Annotated in this window: 18 protein-coding genes; 7 read left to right on the top strand and 11 right to left on the bottom strand. The window is 45.2% G+C overall.

The window, feature by feature from the left end; translation table 11 throughout:
- Positions 1–55: 55 nt before the first annotated feature.
- Together acnA and CU633_RS04925 are read right to left on the bottom strand one after the other, a co-directional pair.
- On the bottom strand, positions 56–2,764 hold the full coding sequence (gene acnA / locus CU633_RS04930) for an aconitate hydratase AcnA (protein WP_101658614.1): 2,709 nt from the start codon (positions 2,762–2,764) through the stop codon (positions 56–58).
- A 334-nt stretch (positions 2,765–3,098) separates the two neighbouring features.
- The gene (locus CU633_RS04925) at positions 3,099–3,359 is read right to left on the bottom strand and encodes a hypothetical protein (RefSeq protein ID WP_101658613.1); all 261 of its coding nucleotides are present in this window, start codon (positions 3,357–3,359) and stop codon (positions 3,099–3,101) included.
- A 110-nt stretch (positions 3,360–3,469) separates the two neighbouring features.
- Between CU633_RS04925 and CU633_RS04920 the strand changes: the two genes are divergently transcribed.
- Positions 3,470–3,613, top strand: a complete 144-nt coding sequence (locus tag CU633_RS04920) for a small acid-soluble spore protein P (protein WP_101658612.1) — start codon at positions 3,470–3,472, stop codon at positions 3,611–3,613.
- A gap of 63 nt (positions 3,614–3,676) precedes the next feature.
- Here CU633_RS04920 and selA read toward each other — a convergent pair whose 3' ends face one another.
- The gene (selA, locus tag CU633_RS04915) at positions 3,677–5,095 is read right to left on the bottom strand and encodes an L-seryl-tRNA(Sec) selenium transferase (protein ID WP_101658611.1); all 1,419 of its coding nucleotides are present in this window, start codon (positions 5,093–5,095) and stop codon (positions 3,677–3,679) included.
- A gap of 114 nt (positions 5,096–5,209) precedes the next feature.
- Between selA and CU633_RS04910 the strand changes: the two genes are divergently transcribed.
- Positions 5,210–5,599 (top strand): Hsp20/alpha crystallin family protein, encoded by a 390-nt coding sequence (locus CU633_RS04910; protein ID WP_101658610.1) that lies wholly within the window; start codon positions 5,210–5,212, stop codon positions 5,597–5,599.
- Between the two features lie 182 nt (positions 5,600–5,781).
- Here CU633_RS04910 and CU633_RS23590 read toward each other — a convergent pair whose 3' ends face one another.
- On the bottom strand, positions 5,782–6,018 hold the full coding sequence (locus CU633_RS23590) for an Rdx family protein (protein ID WP_374703345.1): 237 nt from the start codon (positions 6,016–6,018) through the stop codon (positions 5,782–5,784).
- A gap of 150 nt (positions 6,019–6,168) precedes the next feature.
- Here CU633_RS23590 and selD point away from each other — a divergent pair, with 150 nt between their 5' ends.
- Positions 6,169–7,221, top strand: coding sequence for a selenide, water dikinase SelD (selD, locus tag CU633_RS04900; protein ID WP_101658609.1), 1,053 nt, complete (start codon positions 6,169–6,171; stop codon positions 7,219–7,221).
- Positions 7,222–7,341: 120 nt separating this feature from the next.
- Here selD and CU633_RS04895 read toward each other — a convergent pair whose 3' ends face one another.
- Complete coding sequence (locus CU633_RS04895; RefSeq protein WP_101658608.1) at positions 7,342–8,289, bottom strand: L-threonine 3-dehydrogenase; 948 nt, start codon at positions 8,287–8,289, stop codon at positions 7,342–7,344.
- Between the two features lie 49 nt (positions 8,290–8,338).
- Positions 8,339–9,529: a glycine C-acetyltransferase gene (locus CU633_RS04890; RefSeq protein WP_101658607.1), complete on the bottom strand. Its 1,191-nt coding sequence runs from the start codon at positions 9,527–9,529 to the stop codon at positions 8,339–8,341.
- A gap of 363 nt (positions 9,530–9,892) precedes the next feature.
- On the opposite strand from CU633_RS04890, the gene CU633_RS04885 reads away from it, so the two are divergent.
- The 4 genes from CU633_RS04885 (at position 9,893) to CU633_RS04870 (ending at position 14,854) form a co-directional block, all read left to right on the top strand.
- Entirely contained in the window at positions 9,893–11,452 is a 1,560-nt protein-coding gene (locus CU633_RS04885; RefSeq protein WP_101658606.1) for an ABC-F family ATP-binding cassette domain-containing protein, read from the top strand.
- Between the two features lie 140 nt (positions 11,453–11,592).
- Positions 11,593–12,459, top strand: coding sequence for a putative selenate ABC transporter substrate-binding protein (locus CU633_RS04880; protein WP_101658605.1), 867 nt, complete (start codon positions 11,593–11,595; stop codon positions 12,457–12,459).
- Between the two features lie 11 nt (positions 12,460–12,470).
- Positions 12,471–13,223, top strand: a complete 753-nt coding sequence (locus CU633_RS04875) for a phosphonate ABC transporter ATP-binding protein (protein ID WP_101658604.1) — start codon at positions 12,471–12,473, stop codon at positions 13,221–13,223.
- A complete protein-coding gene (locus CU633_RS04870; RefSeq protein WP_101658603.1) occupies positions 13,223–14,854 on the top strand; it encodes a PhnE/PtxC family ABC transporter permease in 1,632 nt (543 codons plus the stop codon). The genes CU633_RS04875 and CU633_RS04870 overlap by 1 nt, the downstream gene beginning before the upstream one ends.
- Before the next feature lie 64 nt (positions 14,855–14,918).
- On the opposite strand, the gene CU633_RS04865 is transcribed toward CU633_RS04870, so the two are convergent.
- From CU633_RS04865 to CU633_RS04845, 5 genes are all read right to left on the bottom strand, one after another.
- Entirely contained in the window at positions 14,919–16,082 is a 1,164-nt protein-coding gene (locus CU633_RS04865; protein WP_180954870.1) for a homogentisate 1,2-dioxygenase, read from the bottom strand.
- Between the two features lie 106 nt (positions 16,083–16,188).
- Positions 16,189–17,112, bottom strand: a complete 924-nt coding sequence (locus tag CU633_RS04860; RefSeq protein WP_101658601.1) for a fumarylacetoacetate hydrolase family protein — start codon at positions 17,110–17,112, stop codon at positions 16,189–16,191.
- A gap of 50 nt (positions 17,113–17,162) precedes the next feature.
- Positions 17,163–18,278, bottom strand: a complete 1,116-nt coding sequence (gene hppD / locus CU633_RS04855) for a 4-hydroxyphenylpyruvate dioxygenase (RefSeq protein WP_101658600.1) — start codon at positions 18,276–18,278, stop codon at positions 17,163–17,165.
- A 113-nt stretch (positions 18,279–18,391) separates the two neighbouring features.
- Positions 18,392–19,831, bottom strand: a complete 1,440-nt coding sequence (gene lpdA, locus CU633_RS04850) for a dihydrolipoyl dehydrogenase (protein ID WP_101658599.1) — start codon at positions 19,829–19,831, stop codon at positions 18,392–18,394.
- Positions 19,831–21,012: a dihydrolipoamide acetyltransferase family protein gene (locus tag CU633_RS04845; RefSeq protein ID WP_101658598.1), complete on the bottom strand. Its 1,182-nt coding sequence runs from the start codon at positions 21,010–21,012 to the stop codon at positions 19,831–19,833. Before CU633_RS04845 ends, lpdA begins: the two co-directional genes overlap by 1 nt.
- Between the last annotated feature and the right edge of the window lie 11 nt (positions 21,013–21,023).

Here is a 21,023-nt window from a genome sequence, read left to right as displayed (position 1 = left end):
AAAAAGAATGAAAACACCATGCAACATAATGTCGCATGGTGCTGTCAATTTTTACTTAATTTTTCAATTTATCGCGCAATACCATTTGCAGGATGCCGCCGTGACGATAGTAATCAATTTCAACTTCAGAGTCGAAACGAACAAGCACTTCAAATGTCAGCTTATTGCCGTCTTCATCTGTAGCTGTTACCTTCACAAAATCGCGAGGTCTTACATTTTCATCGATTTGCACGTCGATTATTTCTTTACCAGTTAAACCAAGAACTTCGGCGTTCTCTCCTTGCTTGAATTGAAGTGGAAGCACACCCATCAATACAAGGTTTGAGCGGTGGATACGCTCATAGCTTTCTGCAATAACTGTCTTGATGCCCAGCAAGTTCGTTCCTTTGGCAGCCCAGTCACGGGAAGAACCCATTCCATAGTCTTTGCCGGCAAGAACAACAAGACCTGTTCCATCTTCTTTATACTTCATACAGGCATCGTAAATGGATGTGACTTCGCCGGTTGGCCAATATGTTGTGAATCCGCCTTCTGTCCCAGGTGCTATCTGGTTGCGAATCCGGATATTTGCGAATGTTCCGCGCATCATGACTTCATGGTTACCACGGCGTGAACCATACGAGTTGAAATCGCGTGGTTCTACTCCCTTTTCACGAAGATATTTTCCAGCTGGAGTATCTTTGCCGATTGCACCGGCTGGCGAAATATGGTCAGTTGTCACTGAATCACCGAACTTGCCAACGACGCGCAGTCCTGTTAAAGGCTCCACTTGGCCGGCATCAGGAGTTAAGCCTTCAAAGAATGGCGGGTTTTGAATGTAAGTTGAATTTTCATCAAAGCTATATAATGGTTCGTTGCTCGTTTGAATTTCGTTCCAGCGGGCATTATCGTCAAAAACATGCTCGTATTCTTTGCGGAACAATTCAGGCGTAACAGTGCGCTTTACAACTTCGTTCACTTCAGCTGTCGTCGGCCAAATGTCTTTGAAGAATACATCGTTCCCTTTTTGATCCTTACCGAGCGGATCAGTTTGGAGATCAATATCAACGGTTCCGGCTAAAGCATACGCCACTACAAGCGGAGGAGATGCCAGGTAATTAGCTTTCACAAGCGGGTGGATCCGTCCTTCAAAGTTACGGTTGCCGGAAAGGACCGAAGCAACAAGAAGATCGTTTTCAGCGATCGCTTTTTCGATTTCCTCCCGTAATGGGCCAGAGTTGCCGATACAAGTTGTACAGCCATACCCAACAAGGTTAAAGCCAAGCTGCTCCAGATAAGGAAGCAGTCCTGAATCGCGCAAATAACCTGTGACAACTTTCGAGCCAGGTGCCAGCGAAGTTTTGACGAATTTCGGAACTTCCATACCAAGCTCAACGGCTTTTTTCGCCACTAAACCAGCACCAACAAGCACGTATGGATTTGAAGTGTTCGTACAGCTTGTGATCGCTGCAATCGCAACAGCGCCGGTTTTCATTTTTGTGGAATCACCATTGTTAAAATCAACGGTAATTTCTTTATTGATCTCTGTCGCGTCAAGACCAAACCCCTGATTTCCCTGTGGTGCGGTCAATGCTTCGTTAAACGCTTGCTTCATCATTGACAGCGGAATTAAATCCTGAGGACGCTTCGGACCTGAAAGGTTTGCTTCGATTTCGGAAAGATTAATTTCAACAACATTTGTATATACTGGTTCTAGAGATGGGTCAAAGAACAGACCATTTTCCTTGCAGTACGTTTCGACTATTTTAATTTGTTCTTCAGAGCGTCCTGTTAAACGCATATAGTCGAGCGACTCGGAATCAACCGGGAAGAATCCGCAAGTTGCCCCGTATTCCGGCGCCATGTTTGCAATTGTCGCCCGGTCCGCTAAAGGAAGGGATGTAACACCAGGACCGAAGAATTCGACAAACTTGCCTACAACCCCCTGGCTGCGGAGAACCTGGGTTACTTTTAAGGCCAGGTCGGTAGCTGTTGAGCCATTAGGCATTTCGCCTACTAATTTCACACCAACCACTTCCGGTACCGGGAAGTAGGATGGCTGGCCAAGCATGCCTGCTTCTGCTTCTATGCCGCCCACGCCCCAGCCGAGAACGCCAATCCCGTTGATCATCGTTGTGTGCGAGTCTGTTCCAACGAGAGTGTCCGGGAATGCTTCAAAATCGCCGTCAGGCGTTTCTATTGCATGGATCACGCTTGCAAGAAATTCCAGGTTCACCTGGTGGACAATTCCGGTCGCAGGAGGAACAGCACGGTAGTTATCGAATGCTTTTTGCGCCCAGCTCAAAAATTGGTATCTTTCTGCATTTCGTTCAAATTCCAGTTCCATATTGACTTGGAGGGCATCCGGGGTTCCATACTTATCGACCTGTACAGAATGGTCAATAACGAGGTCAACCGGCTTTTCCGGGTTGATTTTATCCGGGTCTCCGCCCATATCCGCCATCGCTTTACGCAGTGAAGCGAGGTCAACCACTGCTGGCACCCCTGTAAAATCTTGCAGAATTACACGTGAAGGTTTAAAAGGAACATCGATTTCCTTTACTTCACTTGTTCCCCATTTAGCAAGGTTTTCAACATGTTCTTTTGTAATAACACGACCATCCAATTGGCGAAGTACTGATTCAAGCAGTACTTTAATCGAATATGGCAATTTGGAGACATTGCCTAATCCGGCTTTTTCAAGAGCAGCTAATTGATAATAATGATAGCGCTTCCCGTCTAAATCAAAAAATTTACGGGCGTTAAAAACGTCGTTTTTTGCCATATATAGTATCCCCCTCTTTCGTAACCATCATATAATAAATTATATTAATTGTCGAAAAGTTTGAATTTTCTCTCCCATCCGCCCTTTTCTCACAATTTTAATGTTAATACAACCTTCTGTATAAGTAAATAACAAGAATGTTATTGTTTATGATAAGTTTTTCTTATCATTTATCCCTTATTTAGTATGATATTGATGAAAATCCTGGACATAGCAACACCCATGAAATTTTTTTCTACTCATGTTATTTTGGATTATTATTGCGGGAAAACAAAAAAGCCCGATACAAAGACAGTATTGGGCTGATATATATGATTTAGGGCAGTCACATCCACTATTCGCCAACCTTTACCCCTTTGATCATTTCCTCTAAATCCTCCTGGTATTGTTTGAGCTGGATGCGCTGATGCTCTGATGCCACTTCCAAAGCATTTTCAATTTGTTGGAATGCCTCATTCACTTCATTTTTTAAATGCTTTAGTTGATGCCCGTAGCTCGCGCTGTCCCTGACAATATCCAAATATAGCTCCCGGGCATTTTCCATTCCTTGCTGGGCTGCTTGAAAAGCTTGTTGCTTATTTTTATGGTAACGCATGAATGTCACTCCTGTATTAAAAATATGTAACGTTAAATTGTGCAATCGCTATGAATTTATTCAGTATAAATCTGAGCGGATTTTTCCATCCTAACCGTAGGAGGGATTGTATGAACAAAAACACAAGCAAAGATATGCACAAAAACGCTCCTAAAGGAGATCAAAATACTCAGCCGGCCCCGCTTAGCGGATCACACAAAGTGAAAAACCAAAACCATTCACGGCAAAAGCATCATGCACATCACGATCTGTAACTGTAAAAGGCCAGACCCGGCCTGGGTCAGGAAAAACTGATCAATACTAAAAAGGCTGCTTTATCAACAGCCTTTTTTGCTAAGCGAATGTAAAGCTTCTATAATAAGATCTTCTTCGTGGGCAGCCACCGTTCTTAAGTCTATATAAATTTCATCCTTGTGAATTCTCGTCACGATAGCAGGTGTAAAATCCATTCTCATCATCCGGGCAGCCTGCTCAGCCGGAATATCTGTAAATTTAAGCACAATAGGAAATGAAGGCAATAAAACATCCGGCATCGTGCCTCCGCCTACCTGGCTCATTCCTTCAACTGCCTTCGCCGAAAAAGCAGCGGTTTTTCCAAGCCTGACAAGAAAGTTCCCGGCACGTTCCATTAATTCTTCCTTTGAAGTGAGCAAGTCCCTGATTGCAGGGATTTTTTTCATGCCTTGTTCCCCTTTTAAATAATCGACCAGGGTCGCTTCAAGGGCTGCCAGGGTCATTTTGTCTATTCTTAACACCCTGGCGAGCTGATGTTTTTTTAAACTGTCAATGATCGCTTTTTTTCCTGCGATGATTCCTGCCTGCGGACCGCCAAGCAGCTTGTCGCCGCTGAATGAGACAATATCAGCTCCCATCTCAAGTACTTCACTGACAACCGGCTCTTCACCGATCCCATGTTTGCGAAAATCGTACAATGCTCCGCTTCCTAAATCTTCGTAGAAAATAATTCCCGGATGCTTATTTGCAAGGGCCGCCAGCTCATTAGTATCGACCATTTCGGTAAAACCAACGACCTTAAAATTGCTTGTATGCACCTTTAAAAGCATGGCTGTATTTTCATTAATCGCTTTTTCATAATCGCTTAAACGCGTCTTATTCGTCGTGCCGACTTCAACCAGTTTTGCCCCGCTTTCTTCCATAATCGACGACACCCTGAACGAGCCGCCGATTTCGACAAGCTGACCGCGGGAAACAACGACCTCTTTGTCAGATGCCAGCGCCCGCAGGATCAAAAAAACGGCTGCAGCATTATTGTTGACGACCATCGCTGCCTCTGCGCCAGTAATTTGTTTGATGAGAGTTTCTGCATGGGCATGCCGGGAACCGCGCTCACCTTCTGCCAATTTGTACTCAAGATTGCAATAATGACGTGCAGTTTCAATTACATGCCGGACTGCATCCTCACTAAGCCTTGCCCTGCCTAGATTAGTATGTAAAATCGTGCCTGTCGCATTTATTACGCGCTTGATCGTATAACATGTCCGGATTTCAAGTTCTTTGGACAGAAGCCCGAAAAATTCATCTAAAAACGCTGATGTACCGGGATCTGCACCTTCCCAAGCTTCATGTAATATTTGCTTCCTGATCGAGTCAACGGTCTGTTTTACGTACGTTGACATGCTTGAAAAATCCAACCCATGCTCTTCCATCAACAGTTTAAACCGGCTGTCATTCTGGTATTCATGAACAGGGGGAATTAAACGCAATAGCTGGTTCATTTTAAAAACCCCTCCAAATCATTTTGCGCGTTAATTATACCATTTTGATTTGTCCAGCACATATAAGAATGTAAGCGAATATAATTAATTATAGTAGCAAGGAGGGTCATCATCATGAATGACGAAAGCAAAGAACAACCGCTTGATTTACGGTCACTTGAAAAATGGCTCGAACAGTACTTTCTGGATCCGCTTACCAATTATTTGGATGAGACGGCGTTCAGAATTGATATGTTTGAAACGGAGCAAGAAATCATTATTGAAGCACTTTTGGCTGAGTTTCCTTCCTCCCAGGTTACCGTCTTTCTTGAAGACAAATCGATTATCATCTCAGCGGTTGATACGAATTCTGCCACTCCCCAGCTACGCCGGCGTACGGTCACTTTTCCGTTTTCAGTTGTTCATAAGCATGTTCATGCCACATTTGCTCAAGGTATACTCGAAATTTTTTTATCAAAAACAAAGGCTGGACCGGGCCAGAACAGATTTGTGACCCTTCCATAATATAAGAGTTTTCCTTATCATCCTGCTCATCAAGAATGCCTCTTATCCGGGCGTAAGAGGCATTCTCTATTATGATATGTTAAATAGTTTACATAATAAAATTATTGTGTACCATCATTTTTGCATTGTGCATCGAAAAATTTAAAAACCCCGATCTGCTTTTAGTTGGAGGTAAAAGGCGCTTACGCCTCCATTTTTTCAATGATTTCATTCGCGTTTGGGAATACCCCAGTGTCGAGCTTGGAGTACACTTTCTCGCCATTAACCGTTACTTCAAATGCTCCGCCTGAACTTGGGATCAGTTCAAGCTTTTCAATGTTTCCACGGAAATGGGTAAATAGTTCTTCCGCGAGACCCGCGGCTTTAGGTGCATAGTTTCACTGCATGCAAAATTCAACAGTTAACTGATATTTATTCATGATAATCCTCCTCATGAAGTGTGATATTCGCGAATGAATTCGCGTTATTAGTGACATTTTAGTACAAACGTTATTTTTCCGCAAATGATGAGTTTTATGATATGCGGCAATCACAATAAACAGGTATACTGAATATTGGAGGTGGGACAGTTGAACGAGCATGAAAAAATTCGTCTTACATCATTATCAACAAAAGCTGGTTGAGGCTGTAAAATTGGTCCTGAGGACCTGGCGCAAGTTTTGCGTCTTTTACCGCTGCAAGAACCGGTTGCAGATTTGCTAGTCGGGCATGAAACCTCTGATGATGCAGGAGTTTACCGCCTGACCGATACAATTGCTTTAATTCAAACATTGGATTACTTTACGCCAATCGTCGATGATCCGTATATGTTTGGTACAATCGCTGCTGCTAATGCATTAAGTGACGTATATGCAATGGGCGGTGAACCGAAAACAGTCCTTAACATTGTCGGATATCCCGTTAAAAAGCTTGGGGCAGATATACTTGCAGAAATCCTTAGAGGTGCCGGAGATAAAGTGAAGGAAGCCGGCGCTGTTACGGTTGGCGGGCACTCCATTGATGACCAGGAGCCGAAATTTGGACTGTCTGTTACCGGAATTGTCCATCCTGAGCAGATATGGAAAAATGTCGGGGCGAAACCTGGCGATGTTCTCGTTTTAACAAAACCAATCGGTGCCGGAATTTTAACGACCGGCATTAAACGAGGAAAAGTTACTGCGGAACAAGAATGGAAAGTAACCGAAACAATGGCGATGCTGAACCGCACTGCCGCAACGCTATTAAAACCGTTCCAGCCGCATGCTGTTACCGATGTCACCGGATTTGGCTTGCTCGGGCACGGCAGTGAAATGGCCGGTGGCAGCGGAGTCAGCTTCGAAATTACTTTATCGAAAGTTCCTGTCCTTGACGGCACGTTTGAGCTCGCGGCACAGGGAGTCGTTCCCGGCGGTTCAAAGTCAAACCATAAATGGCTTGGTGACAATGTCGAATATGAGGATATTTCTTTGGAGGAACAGCTTGTCCTTTGCGATGCGATTACTTCTGGTGGCCTGCTTGTTTCGCTCGGAGCAGACGAAGCCAAAGCCTATGTTAAATCGCTGCAAGAAAATGGCCTCGCTGATGCTGTGATCATTGGCCGCGTAATTGAAAAACAAGACAAGATGATCTACGTAAAAAGGTGAAATCGATAATGATTTCACCTTTTTTCATATACAGTCAACTGTGCTTCAGTTTCCTGACTTTGTCCCAGCTGCTCAGGCCAGCATTAAAACAACCCATCGAAAATAGGATGGTTGCCCAAGCTACAACTGCTTTACGGCTAAATGCCTAAGCATATCGTCTGTCATTTTTATCAGGTCAAAATCAGCTTTAAAGCCCCACTCTTCCTTGGCTGCTGTTGCATCGATTGAATTTGGCCAGCTATCGGCGATCCTCTGGCGTTCGGGATCCACCTGGTAACGCAGCTCAAACTCAGGGATATGTTTGCGGATTTCTGCCGCAATCTGCTCCGGCTCAAAGCTCATCGCGGTCACATTAAAGGAATTGCGGTGTTTAAGACGGGCAGGATCTGCTTCCATCAAATCGATAATTGCATTAAGGGCGTCGGGCATATACATCATGTCCATGTAAGTACCTTTGGCAATATAAGAGGTGTAGGATTTTTGCTTGACCGCTTCGTAATAAATTTCGACCGCATAATCCGTTGTGCCCCCGCCCGGAGGCGTAACATACGAAATAAGGCCGGGAAAACGAAGCCCTCTAGTATCGACACCAAATTTATAAAAATAATAGTCAGCCAGCAATTCACCCGCTACTTTATTGACGCCATACATCGTCGTCGGACGCTGCAGCGTGTCTTGCGGCGTGTTGTCTTTAGGCGTTGTCGGCCCAAAAGCGCCAATTGAACTGGGTGTAAAGAATTGGCAATTTAAATTCCTTGCCGCTTCAAGGGCGTTCATTAAACCGCCCATATTCAAATTCCAGGCAAAGACCGGATTTGCTTCAGCGGTAGCCGACAACACCGCCGCCATATGGATGATCGTATCTGTGTTGTATTTCTTAGCTGTGTCAAATAATGAATTTCCGTCTGTCACATCCAATATTTCAAACGGGCCGCTTTCGGCAGCCTCGCAGTCTGTCTTGCGGATGTCTGTGGCGATAACACGATCCGCACCGTATATACTTCTAAGCTTTACCGTTAATTCAGAGCCGATTTGGCCTAAAGCTCCGGTAATTAAAATATTTTTCATTTCCTGTCCCCCAACTCTTTCTAGTCTCGTGTCGATTGCCGAGCCAGCCTTAAATAATCCCCATTTCTTTACCGACTTTTTCATAGACCGACAGAGCTTGATCGAGCATTTCTTTTGTATGGGCAGCTGATGGCATGTTGCGGACTCTGCCTGTTCCTTTTGGAACGGTTGGGAACACAATCGCTTTTGCGTATACCCCTTCATCATTCAACCGCTTGCTAAACTGCTGCGTTTTGACTTCGTCGCCGATGATGCATGGAGTAATCGGCGTTTCACTATCGCCGATATCAAAACCAAGTTTTTTCAAGCCATTTTTTAGATAGTTGGCATTATCCCATAGGCGTTTATTTAATTCAGTGCTTTCCATTAATATTTCAATCGACCTGATTGAAGCAGCCACATCAGCCGGTGTTAGCGAGGTTGAGAACAGGAATGGGCGGCTCCGGACCTTTAGCCAGTCGATTAACTCTTTTTTGCCGGCAACATAGCCGCCTACCACACCAATCGCTTTTGAGAGCGTGCCAATTTGAAAATCAATTTTATCGGAAAGGCCGAAATGCTTGACGGTTCCTGCCCCATCACCGAGCACTCCTGAGCCATGCGCATCGTCAACATAGGTAATCAGATCAAACTCTTCGGCGATTTCAACCATTTCCGGAAGCTTTGCGATATCCCCATCCATCGAAAAAACTCCGTCCGTAATTACCATCACTTTGTTATACTGGCCTGATTCGGTTGCTTCTTTCGCCTTTAAACGCAAGTCCTCCATATCGGAATGGCGATAGCGGATAATTTTTGCCCGAGATAAACGGCAGCCGTCAATAATCGAAGCATGGTTTAGCTCATCTGACAGAATCGCATCATGCTTGTCCATAACCGCTGATATCGCTGCCATATTGCAATTGAAGCCGGATTGATAGGCAATCGCTGCTTCTGTATGCTTGAATTCCGCGAGCTTTTTTTCAAGCTCAACATGCAATTTTAATGTTCCATTGATCGTCCTGACCGCACCGGCCCCCACGCCAAATTGCTCGACTGCTTCACATGCGGCAACCTTTAATCTTTCATCTGTGGCAAGGCCGAGATAATTGTTTGAAGAAAGGTTGACAAGCTCTTTACCGGCAATTTTAATTAACGGACCGTTCGGACTTTCAAGCGGATCGATGATATTATATAGCCCTTTTTCCTTTAGATTCTCAAGGTTTTCACTTAAAAACCGATTTAATGCACTGCTTGACATCTAAAATCCCCCCACTCGAGTTTTGTCGATTCAAAATAAACAATTGTCCTTTCCAGAAAAACATTTCATTTGATTAAAGAGTTGATATAAAAGGCTTATCCACTATTATTTTAACACATTCACTAATATTGTACATTGAATAAGGACAGTTAGAAAGGGTTATTTTATCTTTTTCCAGGCAGTACGAAACTTCCATTAACAGCCGAATATGAATGAAAATATGCGGTTTTATTCAGGAAGAAGCGTCAAAAATGACAGAAAAACTGTATAATTTTTCATTACGAAGCAAAGGTCTAGTTTTCTCACAAATTGTTTAGTATGATGAAAAAATGAACGATTTTTTAAAGTGAGGCTAGACGAAGAATGAGCTTATTAACTGTAGATAAATTGAGTCATACATTTGGAGACCGGACTTTGTTTAAGGATGTTTCCTTTCGATTACTGGCAGAGGATCATGCTGGTTTAGTGGGAGCGAACGGTGTTGGCAAATCCACTTTAATGAATATAATCACAGCGCAATTGATTCACGATTCAGGAAAGGTAGAATGGACTCCCGGCGTCCAATACGGATATTTGGACCAGCATACGATCCTGACTCCCGGCCGCACGATCCGTGATGTACTGCGTGATGCCTTTCTCCCGCTCTTTCAAAAAGAACAGGAGTTAAACGAAGTGACTGCAAAAATGGCAGATGCTTCCCCGGAAGAACTGGAAATACTGCTTGAAAAAATGGGTGAAATCCAGGATGAGCTTGATGCTGGCGGGTTTTATTCATTGGAAATAAAAATTGAAGAAGCGGCGCGCGGGCTTGGCCTCGATGCTATCGGAATCGACCGCGATGTTTCGGCACTGAGCGGCGGGCAGCGAACAAAGGTGTTGCTTGCAAAGCTATTGCTTGAGCAGCCGAAGGTCCTGTTGCTTGACGAGCCGACCAACTATTTGGATGTTGAGCATATCCGCTGGCTGACCGGTTATTTAAAGGAATATCCTTACGCTTTCTTGTTGATCTCCCATGATACCGAGTTTATGAATCAAGTTTCCAATGTGATTTTTCATCTCGAATTTTCGAAGCTGAGCCGCTATACGGCCACCTATGAAAAATTTCTCGAACTGGCTGAAATCAACAAAAACCAGCACATCAATGCTTATGAAAAGCAGAAGGAATTCATTAAAAAGCAAGAGGATTTTATCGCGAAAAACAAAGCGCGCTATTCGACGACAGGCCGGGCGAAAAGCCGCCAGAAGCAGCTTGACCGTCTCGAACGAATTGACCGCCCGGAAACGGCTGTTAAACCGGCATTTGATTTTAAAGAGGCGCGCGGCAGCAGCAGATATGTGTTTGAAGGGACCGATTTTGAAATTGGCTACAGCCATCCCCTCCTTCCAAAAATGTCGATCACAATCGAACGCGGTGACAAAATTGCGATCGTCGGCTGCAATGGGGTCGGCAAGTCGACGCTTTTAAAAACGATGCTCGGAAAAATCGAACCGTTGAGCGGCAAAGTTGAGCGTGGGGACTTCCTCTATCCTTCTTATTTTGAACAGGAAGTGAAAGCCGAAAACATGACACCGATCGATGATGTCTGGAATGAGTTTCCCGGTTTGGACCAGCATCAGGTCCGTGCCGCTCTCGCCCGCTGCGGGTTGAAAAACGAGCATATTTCCCGACCTTTAAATCAGCTGAGCGGTGGCGAACAGGCGAAAGTCAGATTATGCAAGCTGCTCATGCACGAAAGCAATTGGCTATTGTTTGACGAGCCGACCAACCACCTGGACATCATGGCCAAAGCAGAATTAAAACGAGCCTTAAAAGCATATAAGGGCACAGTTGTGTTAGTTTGCCATGAGCCCGATTTTTACGAGGATTGGGTTACAAAAGTTTGGGATGTCGAAGAATGGTCCCGGCAGGTCAGCAAAGCATAGAACCAATCATTCCCCTCCTTTTTTGCAAGGAGGGGTTTCAAATTTGTCCAATTACGCATTCAAATGTGAAAAAACTTACAGCACAATCGCGGACAAATAGTAAAATCTTATATAAAATATCATTTTTGAGGTGAGCTCCCATGAGAAAATGGCTTGTTTTATTATTATCGACTTTTTTACTGGCGGCTTGTTCAAGCGGCGGTTCAGAAAAAACGGCGGAGGAAGTATTCAAAATTGGGGCTATTCCTGACCAGAGTGCCGCGGATTTGAATCGAAGCATGGAAGAAATGGCGAAATATTTGCATGAAGAAACAGGATTGAAGGTGGAATACGTCCCTTCGGTTGACTACGCTGCCCTCGTGACGGCATTTGAACGCGGAGACATCCACCTTGCCTGGTTCGGCGGCCTTACTGGTGTGCAGGCCAGAAGCCTTGTTCCCGAATCTGAAGCAATTGCCCAGCGCCCGATCGACGAGCAGTTTCATTCTGTATTTATTGCCCAAAAAGGCTTGAATCTGAAAAGTCTCGAAGACTTAAAATATTTAAGTTTTACATTCGGCAGTGAGAGCTCCACGTCAGGACACTTAATGCCGCGCTATTATTTAATGGAAGCTGGAATCGATCCGAACACCGTTTTCGACGGAGAACCGAACTTTTCCGGTTCGCACGACAAAACATACAAGCTGGTCGAATCTGGATCCTTCCAGGCAGGAGCTTTAAATGAGGCCGTCTGGAAAAGTGCAGTCGAACAAAACAAGGTCGATACAAGCAAAGTAGATGTATTTTATACAACTCCCGCTTATTATGATTATAATTGGACAATTAACGATGTAGACGGCCAATTTGGTAAAGGCACGAAAGAAAAAATCACAAACGCCCTTCTGACAATGGATAAGGAGCAGAAAGAGATTCTTGATTTGTTCTTTACCGACCGGTTTATTAAGACAGAAAACGCCAATTACAAGGCAATTGAAGAAGTGGCCAAAGAATTGGAGATCATCAAGTAGGTGAAAGAAAAATGCAATCCGAGACACTCATCGAGACCGATCAACTCGCGAAAAACTATGATGGCAAAACGGTGTTATCTGCCGTGTCATTTTCTATTGCGCGCGGAGAGCTGGTCGCCGTCATCGGGCCGAGCGGTGCTGGAAAAACAACCTTGCTCAACATATTGGCCTTGATTGAAGAGCCTGATGGCGGAACCCTATTAATTGGCGGACAAGCCCCGGGTAAAATCAAAGGCCGTAAACAAAGAGCCAAAAGAATCGGCGTCATCCGCCAGCAGTTTGACCTTGTCAACGAGCTGGCGGTCATTCATAATACGCTCGCGGGCAAGTTGTCCGATTGGGGCTTCTTTAAATCGCTGTTTTCTCTCGTTTTTCCTCGAGAAAAACAGCTGGCCAAGCAAGCATTAACAAGAGTCGGGCTGGTTGATAAAATGTTTACCCGGACCTCCAAGCTTTCCGGCGGGGAGCAGCAGCGTGTCGCAATGGCGAGGCTGCTTCTGCAAAAACCGGAGATCTTTTTGGCGGATGAACCGGTTGCTTCCCTCGACCCGGCACGCGCTGAAGACGTCCTTTCGATGCTGACAAACCTGGTCCGGGAAGAACAACAAACACTGGTGAGCAGTCTTCACTCAGTGGACTATGCCCGAAAATACTTCACAAGGATTATCGGAATCCGTAACGGGAAGATTCTTTTTGACCGGCCGGCCTCTGATGTAACCGATGCTGATTTAAAGAACCTTTATGAAATAAAGGAGCTGTCCTGATGCGAAAAATGATTGACAGCTTGCAATTTCATAAAAAGCTGCTGCTCACGCTTCTCCTCAGCTTTATTTTTATTTGGAGCCTGACCGGAGTCAGCTGGAATGAAGAACTCGTTCATGACGGCGGGGGCGCAACATTGGCCCAGCTTTTGCAATCGCTGCTTCAGCCTGACCTGTCTCCCCGGATATTATTATTAGCCATTTCCTCAACGGGAATCACACTTGCATACGCAGTAGCGGGGATGACGCTTGCGATTCTTCTCGCTTTTTTGTTTGGTATTTTCGCATCAGGCGTTCTATCGAACGGAAAAAAGCCGGCTTTCGTTTCGAATGTCTTCTTCAGGGGCATTCTTGGTTTTATGAGGGCGATTCATGAACTGATTTGGGCGTGGTTGTTTGTTGCCGCCTTTGGCCTGACACCTTACAGTGCGATTTTTGCGCTGGCGATTCCGTATGGTGGGATACTCGGAAAAATTTTTGCTGATATGTTAAATGATGTGCCGCAAAAACCAATCGAAGCACTGAAAGCAGCCGGAGCTTCCAAGCTCCAATGCCTGCTTTATGGTTACTTCCCTGCCGTCCGCTCAAACATGATCAGCTATACGATGTACCGTTTCGAATGCGCGATCCGCTCTTCTGCGATTATGAGCTTTGTCGGCCTTGGCGGATTAGGTTACCAAATCCAATTATCTTTAGACGATTTAAACTACTCCGAAGTTTGGACTTTTATGTTTTTCCTAATCGCGATTGTTGTGCTGGTTGATCTTTGGAGCAACCAGCTCAGGAACAGTTTCTCGGACGATGCAGCAAGACATTATCAAGGGATGCTATCACTACTTTTTGCAGGTTTGCTCATCATCGGCTCATGGTTGTTTATAACAGTTGATGAAAAGGCTGATTTAATTGGGCTTTTCACTGAAAAGAATTTAAACCATGCGGCCCAGTTTTTAAGAGGGTTGATGGGAATCGGTGAACAACTTCCTGCCTTTGCAAGCTGGGAAAACTGGAGTGTTGCATTGGGATTGACCTTTGACACGTTCATGATGAGCATCATGGCGGTTGGCTTTGCGACGATCGCCATGTTTTTGAGCGTCATTCCAGCTGCAAGAAATATCGCGAATGGATCACTCACGATGTCCAAAGGCTGGTATGGCAGGGTACTTTTTGCCATTGTCCGCAGTATCTATATTTTTAGCAGAGCGGTGCCGGAACTTGTCTGGGCAATGATTATTATTTTTATTTTTAAACCCGGCATCCTTCCTGGAGCAATAGCGCTTGCTCTCCATAACTTCGGGATTCTCGGCAAATTGTGTGCCGAGGTGATTGAGGACATTGACACAAAGCCGATCCGCAATCTCAGCTTAAGCGGAGCAAGCCGAAGCCAGCTTTTCATCTACGGAATTATACCGGCTGTTATGCCGAAGTTTCTTACCTTTATCCTCTATCGCTGGGAAGTGATTATGCGGACGACGATCATCGTCGGCTTTGTCGGTGCAGGCGGTCTTGGCCAGCAGTTTAAAATGAGCATGAGTTATTTCCATTACTCCGATATTACTTTAATCATTTTTTGTTACTTAATATTGGTGTTTATTGCAGATTCCGTTTCAGAATTAATGCGGAAAGCAGCAAGATAAGCAGATAATATATCCGCAAAAAGAAAATCCCGGACCGGTCCGGGATTTTCTTTTTTAATAGTATTTATTCCTGAATCCATGAAAACATATAATTTTCGTCTTCAATTGCTTTTGCCTTTTTGACAACCTTTAACGGCTTAAACGTATCAATCATCACAGCAAGCTCAAGCGTTTCCTTTTTGCCGATGCTTGCTTCCACTTTTCCCGGATGCGGTCCGTGCGGTATTCCGCTTGGATGCAGGGTGATCGATCCTTCCTTGATCCCTTTCCTGCTCATGAAATTGCCGGCGACGTAATAAAGAAGCTCATCGCTGTTTACATTGCTGTGATAGTACGGAGCCGGTATCGCCTCGGGATGGTAATCGTAGAGGCGCGGAACAAAGGAGCAGACGACAAAATTATGCCCTTCAAATGTTTGGTGAACGGGCGGCGGCTGATGAATGCGGCCGGTTATCGGTTCAAAATCGCTGATGTTAAACGCCCACGGGTATAAATATCCGTCCCAGCCGACTACATCCAGCGGATGATGGTTAAGCAAATGGGAATGAAGATAGCCGCGCGATTTTGTCAGAACTTGATACTCGCCGCGGTCATCATGCGTTTCGAGCACTTCCGGACCGCGAATATCCCGCTCACAAAACGGACTGTGTTCAAGCAGCTGTCCATATTCATTGCGGTACCGCCGCGGCGTTGTAATTTCGCTGAATGACTCGACGAATAAAATTTTCGTTTCCCCGCCTGAGTCCGGGATCAGCCGGTATATCGTACCGATCGGAATCACGACATAATCTCCCGGGCGATAAGTAATCGTTCCAAACATCGTTTCCAATTTACCGGATCCGTAATGGATATAAAGCATTTCATCGCCATCACCATTCCGATAAAAGCTTTCCATCGGTTTGGATACGTTGACTGCGCCAATCAACAAATCATCGTTTCCCAGCAAATAGTTTCTGCCTGTTAACGCGTCACTGCTTTCTGTCAATTGATCTGTATAAAAGTGACGGTGGCTTAAAGGATGGTCCTCTTCGTATTCAGGCAAATACTTGCCGGCCAGCTCTGACTTTGCCACTTCCGTTGGCATATAGTGGTGATACAGAATCGATTGGGTTCCGGAAAAACCTTTTGTGCCCATCACCTGCTCCCTGAAAAGCGAACCATCTTCTTTTTTAAAAATGGTATGCCGCTTTCGCGGAATTTTACCCATTTTACGGTAATACATTCTTATCCATCTCTCCCTTTTGTTCTGATCGCTTAATTATCCGCGTGAACGCTTAATTATTGATCTGAACGCTTAATTATCCACGTGAACGCTTATTTATTGTTCTGAACGCTTAATTATCCGCAATTTTATTTCTTAAGACACCGAGCCCCGTTATTTCGAGCTCTACTTCATCTCCTGGTTCAAGCCAGCGGTGGATCTTCTGTCCGAGCTCAAGCAGGCAGCCGCTTCCAACAGTCCCGGAACCGATCACCTCTCCTGCATACAGTGCCACACTGTCAGATGCCCTTTGAATCATTTCCGGAAACGAATAATAGAGTTCCTTCATATTCCCTTTTGACAATTCCCTGCCGTTCACAGACGCTTTCATCTCAAGGTTATAGCTCTTTTCCAGTTTGTATGATTCCAGTTCATCCCTGGTCACAATATAAGGCCCAAGCGAGGTCGCAAAATCCTTTCCTTTCGCAGGGCCAAGTCCGACTTTCATTTCCTGGCGCTGCAGATCCCGGGCGCTCCAATCGTTCATGATGCAGTAGCCAAAAATAGATTCCTCTGCTTCCTCAGCCTTAATATTTTTTCCGCCTTTTCCAATCACACAGGCGATTTCAAGCTCATAATCGAGCCATTGACATTTCGCAGGCTTGATCACAGGTTCGCCCGGGCCGATAACGGCAAGATGGTTGGAAAAGTAAAACACCGGAATCTCGTACCACTCAGGGATCATTTCAAGACCGCGGTTTTGCCTTGCATTTTTAACATGGTCTTCAAAAGCATAGAAATCGCGCACGCTGCGTGGATTCGGCAAAGGCGCTTTTAGTTCGACTTCGCTTAGAGGGTATGTTCCCCGAACATTTTTTGTCAAGTTGGCAAGGGAACGAACATGGTCCATGAAAAAGGAATGGTCCTGAATGAAATCGAGCATATTTTTCGGAAGCACACCATTGGAAACCTCGTGCATATCAACAACCAGATCTTCTCCCTGCAGCCATCCTGCCCGGACCACTCCATCCTTCTTTTTAAAGGTCACAAATTTCATTCAGGCCACCCCCAATCCCAAAAGGGAGATTTCTCTCCCCGCTATTATTCTTATAAATTTCCCCGTTTTGCCTGCTCGCGTTCAATCGATTCAAACAATGCCTTAAAGTTGCCTTCACCAAAACCGCGTGCTCCTTTTCGCTGGATCACTTCGATAAATAACGTTGGTCTGTCGACGATCGGTTTTGTAAAGATTTGCAGCAAATAGCCTTCATCATCGCGATCAACGAGAATGTTATATTCCCTCAGCTTATCAATCTCTTCATCTATCTTTCCGACTCGTTCTGTCAACATGTCATAATAGGTGTCCGGGGTTGACAGGAATTCAACACCATGGTTGCGGAGGATGCGGACGGTCTCGACAATGTCCTCTGTTAAAATCGCCAGGTGCTGGACGCCTGGTCCATTATAAAACTCAAGGTACTCTTGAATTTGCGATTTTCTTTTTCCTTCTGCCGGCTCATTGATCGGAAACTTAATGCGGCCGCCGTTGTGCATCACTTTTGACATGAGTGCCGAGTATTCCGTACTGATGTCCTTATCCGTAAAATGTGTCATTTCCTTAAAGCCCATGACATTGGCATAGTAGCTAACCCACTCTTCCATTCGCTCGACGTTTCCAACGACATGATCAATCCCGATAAAACCGGCGTCTTCATACGGGGTGGTCGTCTCATATGGCTCATAGCCGGGCATAAAAGCACCATGATAGTCATTACGCTCAACAAGCGTATGGATCGTATCGCCATATGTACCGATGACGGCTTTTTTGACAACCCCGTGTTCATCTTTGATTTCAAATGGAGGTGTGATTTCGATCGCTCCACGCGCAACCGCTTCTCTGTAAGCCTTTTCAACATTGTCGACCGTTAGCGCAATATCCTTGACCCCATCGCCATGCTTCTTCACAAAAGAGGCAACCCGGGTGCTTTCTGTCAATGAACCTGTGATAACGAGCCTGATTTTTCGCTGCTGAAGAACATATGATACCGTTTCACGATTCCCAGTCTCAAGTCCCGAATACGCGACAGGCCTGAAGCCGAACGCTGTGCAGAAATAATGGCTGGCCTGCTTGGCATTCCCGGAATAGATCTCCAGATAGTCAACCTCTTTTACCGGAAAAAAGTCTTCAGTCACTACTTGCGATTTCAACGTATTTTCTTGCATCCCAAACCCTCCAATAAAATGATTAATATTCAGAATTAATAGTAAAATAATCTCTATCTTTTTCTCAAGAGCGTCATGTAAAGCTATAATGCTTTGGTGCAGTAAAAGATCAACTAGCTTTTCACCTTTTCTTTCCGCTTTGGAAATGCTAAATGAATCGCTCTGCCTTTTATCGCTTCAACGGCTTCCAGCAACGCTTCATTCACGCTCGGATGCGGATAGTGAGGAAATGTCAGATCTTCATCCCTTGCCGCCATTTCCATCGCGATCGTTCCTGCTGAAATCAGCTCAACTGCCCCAAAGCCAAATATATGAACCCCTAAAAGAATATCGTTTTTTTTATCTAAAACTACTTTTACGAACCCGTCGCGCTGATTGTGAATCGCCGCATAACCATTTGTTGCGAGCGGGAATTGACTAGCTTCAATCTCATATCCTTCACTTATTGCCTCCGCTTCAGTCAAACCGGCAGTGGCGATTGGTGGAATCGTATGAACAATCATCGGTAGAAGGTTCAGGTCAGCCTCTGCCGTTTGACCGGCAATTGTTTCTGCCGCCGTTTTTCCTTGCTTGATCGCTTTAACTGCGAGGGGCGGTCCTGATGTAACATCACCGATCGCAAAAACATTCTGTTTCGACGTTCGGCATTGTTCATCTATATTGATATAGCCTTCCTCTGTCAGCTCCACTCCTATTCTATCAAGTCCCAATTCTTCGAGATTAGGCTTGGGGGCTAAAGAAACGCACAAATGCGAGCCTTGCAAATTTAAAGCTTCCTTTTCTGTTTGCAAAAAGATTTCTACTTTTTCATTTTCAACCATGGCTTTTTGCAGGGTCGCATCTTTGACTACTTTTATGCCGTGCTTTTTCAAAATCCGCTCTAATTCACGGTTAATTGAAGCATCAAAGGAAAAATCACTTTTTCTCCCGTCGAGAATGATCGTGACGTCCGCGCCGAATTGTTTAAAACTCAACGCGGTTTCAAGTGCAATATAGTTGCTTCCGTAAACCAGCAGTTTTTCGGGGACGACTTGAATAGACGTAATGCTCCTCCCTGTAAAAATCTGTTCCCCATCACATATAATCCCTTCAGGAATGGCTGGTGAGCTGCCTGTCGCAATAATCGCGTTTTTATATTGAAAAACCTGATAATGGTCGCCGCTTTCCACTGCGATTCTATCTTCCTGCAAAAAATAGGCGGAGCCATATACAACCTCAATTCTGTTTTCTCTGCACAGGGCAGCAACCCCGGCATGCAGCTGCTCGATGACTTTATTTTTATGACCGGTAAGCCCGGCCAAATCGAACTCGACCTCGCCGGTAAGGATTCCAAACAGGGACGAATTTCTGATCGCATGCAGCTTTGCGGCTGCTGCCGCCAGCACCTTTGACGGGATACAGCCGCTGTGGAGACAGACACCGCCAAGCTTTTCCTTTTCAATGATCACAACAGACCTGCCGAGCTGCGCTGCCCGAATCGCCGCATGATATCCGCCCGGACCGCCGCCAATGACGACCACATCATACTCTTGAACAAGTTCACCAACGACCATTAGACCATCTCCAACACGAGCATTTTCGGATTTTCGATCAGCTCGGCTAATCGATTTGTAAAGCGTACGGCTGTCGCCCCATCTGCGACACGATGGTCAAATGACATCGAAATGTTCATGATCGAGCGGATCGCAATTTCATCATCGCCGATCACAACCGGCATTTTCTTCGTTTTATGAAAAGAAACCAGCGCTACTTCCGGGTGCTGAATGATCGGAGTCGCACCCAGGCTGCCGCCAAGAGGCCCAACATTGCTGACCGTAAAGGTCCCGCCTGTTATCTCGTTCATCTTCAATTCATTTCTAAGAGCTTTGTCTGTTAATTCTTTGATCTCGTCATGAATCATGCGAATCGTTTTGTTTTTTACATCGCGGATCACCGGGACAATCAGCCCGTCTTCTGCATCAATCGCGAGGCCTATATGATGATCCGTTTTTATGTCAATCATTTCCTGTTCTTCATTTAAAACGGCGTTAAAAATCGGAAAATCCTTCAATACATGCGATAAGGCTTTGATAAAAAAAGCCGTCGCCGAAATATTTTGCCTGGCGGCTTTTAATTCGTCGCGAAATTTCATTAGTTCAGTCACATCGATTTCTTCAAAATGAGTGCAATGCGGAATGGTATACACAGACTGGACCATTTTTTTGGCAATTTGTTTTCTTCTGCCGCGGAATGGAATCGATTTTGCAGGTATGGATTGCGGCCTTTCTGAGGTGTGGCGTTCAAATGTAAGATTCGCTTCTTCTTTCTTCGGACGATCTTTTATCTTTGCATAGCGGATCACATCCTCGTCGGTTATTCTGCCGCCCGGTCCCGAACCGGTAACTTCCTCAAGCGGTACTCCTTGTTCACGGGCTATTTTCCTCGTATACGGCGAGGCCAAAACCCGTTTCGAAAGCTTGGGGGCAGCAACTGGTTGCTGCCTTTCCTCTTCTGGAACTTCGGCCGTTTCCAAAATAAACAAGGTTGAGCCGACTTTGACCGTCTGGCCTTGTTGAACGAGCAATTCCTTGATAACCCCCGCGCGTGGAGCTGGAATTTCAGCGGTCATTTTATCGGTTTGCACTTCTGCCAGAGCCTCGTCTTCTTTGACCGTATCGCCAGGCTTCACGAACAGGAAGTTGATTTCTGCTTCTGTCATCCCTTCGCCGATATCATGCAGCTTTACCTCGACCATCATTTTCCCTC

It is taken from the genome of Bacillus sp. V3-13 (assembly GCF_002860165.1).
GTDB lineage: Bacteria > Bacillota > Bacilli > Bacillales > Cytobacillaceae > Bacillus_BJ.
The sequence above is the reverse complement of the archived record's forward strand: the minus strand, read 5'-3'. Positions and strand labels throughout refer to the sequence as shown.

Coding starts and splice junctions, on each gene's coding strand:
- CU633_RS04920 (WP_101658612.1), top strand. CDS start 3,470: ATGAACAAAAACACAAGCAAAGATATGCACAAAAACGCTCCTAAAGGA.
- selA (WP_101658611.1), bottom strand. CDS start 5,095: ATGAACCAGCTATTGCGTTTAATTCCCCCTGTTCATGAATACCAGAAT.
- acnA (WP_101658614.1), bottom strand. CDS start 2,764: ATGGCAAAAAACGACGTTTTTAACGCCCGTAAATTTTTTGATTTAGAC.
- lpdA (WP_101658599.1), bottom strand. CDS start 19,831: ATGGTCGTTGGTGAACTTGTTCAAGAGTATGATGTGGTCGTCATTGGC.
- CU633_RS04870 (WP_101658603.1), top strand. CDS start 13,223: ATGCGAAAAATGATTGACAGCTTGCAATTTCATAAAAAGCTGCTGCTC.
- CU633_RS04880 (WP_101658605.1), top strand. CDS start 11,593: ATGAGAAAATGGCTTGTTTTATTATTATCGACTTTTTTACTGGCGGCT.
- hppD (WP_101658600.1), bottom strand. CDS start 18,278: ATGCAAGAAAATACGTTGAAATCGCAAGTAGTGACTGAAGACTTTTTT.
- CU633_RS04895 (WP_101658608.1), bottom strand. CDS start 8,289: ATGAAAAATATTTTAATTACCGGAGCTTTAGGCCAAATCGGCTCTGAA.
- CU633_RS04885 (WP_101658606.1), top strand. CDS start 9,893: ATGAGCTTATTAACTGTAGATAAATTGAGTCATACATTTGGAGACCGG.
- CU633_RS04860 (WP_101658601.1), bottom strand. CDS start 17,112: ATGAAATTTGTGACCTTTAAAAAGAAGGATGGAGTGGTCCGGGCAGGA.
- CU633_RS04910 (WP_101658610.1), top strand. CDS start 5,210: ATGAATGACGAAAGCAAAGAACAACCGCTTGATTTACGGTCACTTGAA.
- CU633_RS04845 (WP_101658598.1), bottom strand. CDS start 21,012: ATGGTCGAGGTAAAGCTGCATGATATCGGCGAAGGGATGACAGAAGCA.
- CU633_RS04925 (WP_101658613.1), bottom strand. CDS start 3,359: ATGCGTTACCATAAAAATAAGCAACAAGCTTTTCAAGCAGCCCAGCAA.
- CU633_RS04875 (WP_101658604.1), top strand. CDS start 12,471: ATGCAATCCGAGACACTCATCGAGACCGATCAACTCGCGAAAAACTAT.
- CU633_RS04890 (WP_101658607.1), bottom strand. CDS start 9,529: ATGTCAAGCAGTGCATTAAATCGGTTTTTAAGTGAAAACCTTGAGAAT.